The sequence below is a fragment of the Micromonospora parastrephiae genome (assembly GCF_016802865.1).
Lineage (GTDB): Bacteria > Actinomycetota > Actinomycetes > Mycobacteriales > Micromonosporaceae > Micromonospora > Micromonospora parastrephiae.
The window spans coordinates 1-5,549 of sequence record NZ_JAEVHM010000274.1; the positions used below are offsets into that span (position 1 = coordinate 1).

Here is a 5,549-nt window from a genome sequence, read left to right on the forward strand (position 1 = left end):
GGCCCACCCCCCGGGCGCGGCGGGACCCGGCTGACCCAGACGGTGGCCGGCTCGGCCGGCCACGCCCCCCGGCGCACCCCGCCGGGGCGCCGGACCTCACCACCACCACATCCCGGTCGCACCATCGCAGAAAAGGGGGATCGCCGTGAACGATCTCTTCACCTGGGGGGCCCTGGGCAGCCTCGCCGGCGCGAGCGCCGCCACGCTGCTGGCCACCAACGTCATCGGCGGGCTGATCGGTCCCAGCGGGGACAAGGCCCGCAAGTGGATCGCCATCGGTATCGCGCTGCTGTTGTCCTACGTGACCGCCGCGTTCGCCGACGAGGCCGGCGGCGAGAAGTGGGTCATCGCGTTCTTCAACGCCTTGGTGATCTTCTCGGCGGCGCTGGGCGTCAACCAGTTCCCGCCGGGCAACCGACAGGCGACGCCGACCCAGGTCGCCGGCGGTCGCGAGCCCCGTGTCTTCCGCTCGTGGGTCTGAGAGGTGACGTCATGATGTTCGGAATTCTCAGCGCGGCGGTCCAGGTCGGCGTCGGCGCCGTCCTCGGCCTCCTGGCCGGCGGCCCGGTCGGCCTGCTCATCGGCGCCGTCGTGGGCCTGCTGGTCGGCGCGGTCTTCGGCTGGGCGGTGGCCTCCGCCGGGGTGTACGCGGCGGACGCGCGGGGCATGTTCCTCTTCGTCGTCGACCACACCTGGAGTCTGCTGAACACGGTCGTCGGCGCCATCTACCTGGCCGTGCACCTGATCTTCGGGCACTCGCTGGACCGACCCACCTCACTGGGCAGCGGCCGGGTCAGCGTGGTGGAGGGCGTCTCACCCCGCTACGCCACCACCATCGGCACCGTCTGCGCCGGCTCCAACTCCGGCATCCAGCGACACGAGGACGTGCACATCTTCCAGGCGCGCCTGCTCGGGCCGCTCTACATCCCGCTGGTGCTGGCGAACTACGTGCTGTTCACCATCGCCCCGGTGTGGCTGCTCTACCACGACCACACCAACGCCCCGATCAACAGGTTCACCCGCTACTTCGAGATCGGCGTCTACCCGCACGTGTGGAACGAGGCCATCGCGTACCGGATCCAGGGAACGCCGCCGCGATGACCACCGACGGGCGCGGACCGATCGAGACGGCCACCACCGCGCTGGCCACCTGGCTGGCCGGCGCGGCGGGGCAAGCCGTCCCGATCGGCCCGCCCCGCACCGGCGGCGACGCCGACGGGCTCACCCTCTGGCCACTGGAGCTGCGCCCGGCCCGGCAGACCCGCTCCAGCGGCGCGGTCCGCGAGCCGTACCGGTTCACGATCCGCTACCTGCTCTGCGTGACCGGGCCGGCCGGGTTGGACCGCCTCGACCGGGTGCTCACCGCCGCGACCAGCGACGGCAGCTACCCGGTGGTGCTGGAGGCCGGCGACGCCACACTGTGGACGGCGTTCGGCGCCGCACCCCGCCCGGCGCTGCTGATCGACGTGCCGGCACAGGTGGACCACCCGACCCCGGCCGCGCCACCGGTGCTGCGACCGCTGCGGCTGCGGCAGCTCGGGGTACGCACCCTCGCCGGCCGGGTGGTCGGCCCCGAGGACCAACCACTGGCGGCGATGCGCGTCGAACTCCCCGGCAGCCCGTCGACCACCCACACCGACTCCGACGGTCGGTTCCTCATCGTCGGCGTCCCGCACGATCCCGAACACCCCGCACCGGTACGGCTGCGACTGGCCGGACGAGGGCTCGTGCTCACCGCCGACGTCGACGCGGACGAGGACGACATCGTCATCGTCTGCGCGCCACCGACCCACTGACGCCCACCCGCACAGGAGGACCGATGCCCAGTTACTTCTCCCCCGGCATCTACGTCGAGGAGGTCCCCAGCGGCGCCCGACCCATCGGACCGGCGAGCACCAGCATCGCCGCGTTCGTCGGCGTCGCCCCGGACCGCGGCGCTCACCTGGGCAAGGCGGTACCGGTCAACAACTGGACCGAGTTCCTCCGGCTCTTCGCCGGCGGAGACCAGGTGGAGAGCACCCCGCTGGCCCGGGCGGTCTTCGGCTTCCTCGACAACGGCGGCGCACGCTGCTGGGTGGTCAACGTCGGCGACGGCGGCGCGATCACCGGCACCGGGCAACGACGCGGCGGCCTGCAACTGCTGGAGGCCATCGACGAGATCTCCATCATCGCCGCGCCCGGCTTCCACGACGTGGTGGCGCACGAGGCGCTGCTGAGCATGGCCGAGCGCACCCGCACCATGGTCGCGATCTGCGACCCGGCGCCCGACATCGACGACATCTCCGCGTTGACCCGCGTCGCCACACCGTCGTCCGGCAAACCACCGAAACCCGCCGAGGGTACGGGCGGCGCCGCTGCCGGCTCCGGCGCTGCCGGCCCCGGCGGCACGGAGGGGGCGGCGTACCGGCCCCGGCAGTCCGAGTTCGGCGCCTTCTACTACCCGTGGCTGCGGGTCCGCGACCCGATCAGCGGGGAGCTGGAACTCACCCCGCCGAGCGGGCACCTGGCCGGCATCTGGGCCCGCACCGACGCCCTGCGCGGCGTCCACAAGGCCCCGGCCAACGAACCCGTACGCGGCGCCGTCGACCTGGGCTACCTGGTCACCCGACCCGAACACGACGTGCTCAACCCCAAGGGCGTCAACGTGATCCGCTACTTCGCCGGCGAGGGCATCCGCGTCTGGGGTGCCCGTACCCTCGCGGCGGAGGCCAGCGAGTGGCGCTACCTCAACGTGCGGCGGCTCAGCATCGCCATCGAACAGGCCATCGCCAACGGCACCCGCTGGATGGTCTTCGAGCCCAACGACTTCACCCTCTGGCGCTCGATCCGCCGCGACATCGGGGCGTTCCTGACCCGGGTGTGGCGCGACGGCGCGCTGCTCGGACGCAGCCCCGAGGAGGCGTTCTTCGTCAAGTGCGACGAGGAGACCAACCCGCCGGACGTCCGCGACGCGGGCATGGTGATCGCCCACATCGGCATCGCCGTCGTCAAGCCGGCCGAGTTCGTGGTGTTCAAGCTGAGCCAGTGGGCCGGCGGCACCGAGACCGAGACGATCGGAGGCTGACATGCCCACCACGGCCGCCCCGCAACCCGGCGCACCGGTCGACCCGTACCGGGCGTACAACTTCAGGCTGCTCATCAACGGCGTCACCAACGGCCACTTCACCGAGATGAGCGGACTGGAGGTGAACATTCCCGGCCAGCCGTACCGGGAGCACGGCGTCGGCCGGATGCGGATGGTGCCGGGCCAGGCGGAGTACGAGCCGGTGACCCTGCACTTCGGGCTCACCGCGTCCCGGGAACTGTGGGACTGGGTCAACGCCACCGCCCAGGGCACCGTCAACCGCCGCAACGTCTCGGTGGTGCTGCTCGACTCGGTGGGCACCGCCGAGGTGCTGCGGTGGAACTTGATCGACGCCTGGCCCACCCGATGGCGTGGGGCGCATCTCAACACGCTCGGCCACGAGATCGCCATCGCGTCGCTGACCCTGCGCTACGAGGGCCTGGAGCTGGAGACCGGCGGTGCCACCGCGCCGAGCCCCGCGTAGCTGGCTGGCCCACCGGCTGCGCTCGGCGGCCGGGGCGGTGCAGCGCCTCGCCGGGCGGATCGACGACACCGGCGTACCTCCGACGCGGCTGGCGGACGTGCCGCGTCGCTTCGGGGAGCCGCCACAGCACTGGCTGGACGTGGTCGCCGCACACGCCCCCGGTCTGCTGCGCGAACTGGACCTCGGCCCGCCGTCGGCCGGTGACGGGGGCTCGCACGACGATCGCCTCGGTGGGTCCGAGGCCGGTGACGCGGCTCCGACCGCGCAGGACGGAGCGGATCCGTGGTCCATGGTGGGTCGACCCGGCGTTCCGGCCGAGGTGTCCCGGCCCACTGTCGGCGCGGGCGGGTCCCGTCCCGCCGGCACGGGTGGCCGGCGCGGCGATGCCACCGGCGCGGGTGGCCCGGACGGGGCCGCTCAACACGGCGGTCGTGGCACAACTGGCCCGCGGGCATCGGGTACGCCGATCGGCTCCGGAACCGTGGGCCGCTCGGGAACGTCGGGCGGCCGTGGACCGGCGGGCAGCCTCGGGACGGCGGGCGTGGCGGACGGCGTCGGAGGGCCGGAGATCGACAACGCCGGGGCGGTCGGCGACGACGCCCCCTCCGACACGACGGAAGCCGCTCGCGGGCACGACGCGGGGACGGTCCCGGGTACGGGCCAACCGGGAGCGGAACGGATCCCGGAGGGCCGGCGGTCTGGACGGGGGGAGGCCCCGGCGTCGGCCGCGACGACGCGACAGGGTGTGCGCGACGACGCCGCGGGCACCGGCGGGAGCGGGCTGACCCCGGCGGACGGATCCGGCACGCGGTCCGGTCCGGTGATCCCCGACCCACCCACCGCACCCGCCACCAGGGAAAGACCCCTCCCACGATCCACCACCGCCTCGACCGATCTCGGCCGGGCCGGGATGTCTGACCGTGTCGCCGAGAGGGACGAACCCGCGGCGCTGCGCGCTGCCGACGGTCCGTGGCCCGCCCTACCGGACGAACCGGCACGGTCCCGGCAGCAGGCCGGACACCAGCGGGGCGCCGATCACGGAAGGTTCGGCGTCGCGAGCCGGCGCGGTCGCTCGGAGCGCGACCCGAGCGAGCGGCCATGGCCGGTGAGCACGGCCCTCCGACCTCCCCCGCCCGCGGCGACGACCATCGGCCCGTGGCCGGAGCTGCCGGACGACGGACCGCTGTGGACGGTGCCCGGCGCGGCACTGGACGCGGCCCAGCTCGACCGGCTGGAGCGGGAACAGGTGGGCGACTGATGGAACGCGTGGCCTTCCTCATCGACTCCTCCGGGGAACGGGTGGACTGCCTGCTCAACCCGGAGACCGTGCAGGTGACCCGACTCGCCGGCGTACGCCATCGGGGTGTCGCCGGTGGGCAGCTCACCGGGGCGGGGCTGGCCGACGACCCGCTGGTGTTCACCGGCGGCGGCCGCACCGAGCTGGTGCTCGACCTGTTGTTCGACGTCGACTTCGTCCAGGCGCAGGTCCGGCCGGCCGATGTGCGGGTGCTGACGCGTCCGCTGTGGATGCTGGCGGAGAACTCCACCGCCGAGCACGGGTGGCTGCGGCCACCGCTGGTTCGGCTGGTCTGGGGCAAGACCTGGAACGTGCCCGGTGTGATCATCGCGGTGGCGGAGCGGTTCGACGCGTTCACCGGCACCGGGTCGCCCCGGCGGTCCTGGCTGCGGCTGAAGCTCATCCGAGCGGCCGAGACGGCCGATCAGGCGCAGGCCGGGTTCGCCGAGGAGTTGGCCGCGGCCAACACGCCGACCGCCTCCCCCGGCAGCGCGGTCGTCGCCGCCGGTGACGGCGCGGCCGAACCGGGTCGCTCCGGAGTGCGCTTCGACCTGCTGGCCAACGACGCGCTCGGCTCGCCGCTGCGCTGGCGGCTGCTGGCCGAACACTGCCGCCAGCAGGCGGTTGAGTTCATCGGTGCGGCCGACGAACTTCCATCGACTCATTCGCGCAGCATATCCATCGAGACCTGTCCGCGCCCGCAC

At 73.4% G+C, this 5,549-nt stretch carries 7 protein-coding genes; all 7 read left to right on the forward strand.

The annotated features are described in order from the left end of the window. Positions 1–145: 145 nt before the first annotated feature. A complete protein-coding gene (locus tag JNW91_RS29100) occupies positions 146–481 on the forward strand; it encodes a hypothetical protein (RefSeq protein WP_203178699.1) in 336 nt (111 codons plus the stop codon). An 11-nt stretch (positions 482–492) separates the two neighbouring features. Then, on the forward strand, positions 493–1,101 hold the full coding sequence (locus tag JNW91_RS29105; protein WP_203178700.1) for a glycine zipper family protein: 609 nt from the start codon (positions 493–495) through the stop codon (positions 1,099–1,101). Then, on the forward strand, positions 1,098–1,796 hold the full coding sequence (locus tag JNW91_RS29110) for a carboxypeptidase-like regulatory domain-containing protein (protein ID WP_203178701.1): 699 nt from the start codon (positions 1,098–1,100) through the stop codon (positions 1,794–1,796). Before JNW91_RS29105 ends, JNW91_RS29110 begins: the two co-directional genes overlap by 4 nt. Positions 1,797–1,819: 23 nt before the next feature. Then, the gene (locus tag JNW91_RS29115) at positions 1,820–3,064 is read left to right on the forward strand and encodes a phage tail sheath family protein (RefSeq protein ID WP_203178702.1); all 1,245 of its coding nucleotides are present in this window, start codon (positions 1,820–1,822) and stop codon (positions 3,062–3,064) included. Between the two features lies 1 nt (position 3,065). Further along, positions 3,066–3,548 (forward strand): phage tail protein, encoded by a 483-nt coding sequence (locus tag JNW91_RS29120; RefSeq protein WP_203178703.1) that lies wholly within the window; start codon positions 3,066–3,068, stop codon positions 3,546–3,548. Between the two features lie 1,105 nt (positions 3,549–4,653). Continuing rightward, on the forward strand, positions 4,654–4,806 hold the full coding sequence (locus tag JNW91_RS29125) for a hypothetical protein (RefSeq protein ID WP_203178704.1): 153 nt from the start codon (positions 4,654–4,656) through the stop codon (positions 4,804–4,806). Continuing rightward, positions 4,806–5,549 (forward strand): CIS tube protein (locus JNW91_RS29130; protein WP_238425904.1); only part of this gene is annotated, 744 nt, incomplete at its 3' end. The genes JNW91_RS29125 and JNW91_RS29130, both read left to right, overlap by 1 nt.

Bases quoted from the DNA above. Each gene is read 5' to 3' on its own strand.
- JNW91_RS29105 (WP_203178700.1), top strand. From the start codon at position 493: ATGATGTTCGGAATTCTCAGCGCGGCGGTCCAGGTCGGCGTCGGCGCC.
- JNW91_RS29110 (WP_203178701.1), top strand. From the start codon at position 1,098: ATGACCACCGACGGGCGCGGACCGATCGAGACGGCCACCACCGCGCTG.
- JNW91_RS29115 (WP_203178702.1), top strand. From the start codon at position 1,820: ATGCCCAGTTACTTCTCCCCCGGCATCTACGTCGAGGAGGTCCCCAGC.
- JNW91_RS29120 (WP_203178703.1), top strand. From the start codon at position 3,066: ATGCCCACCACGGCCGCCCCGCAACCCGGCGCACCGGTCGACCCGTAC.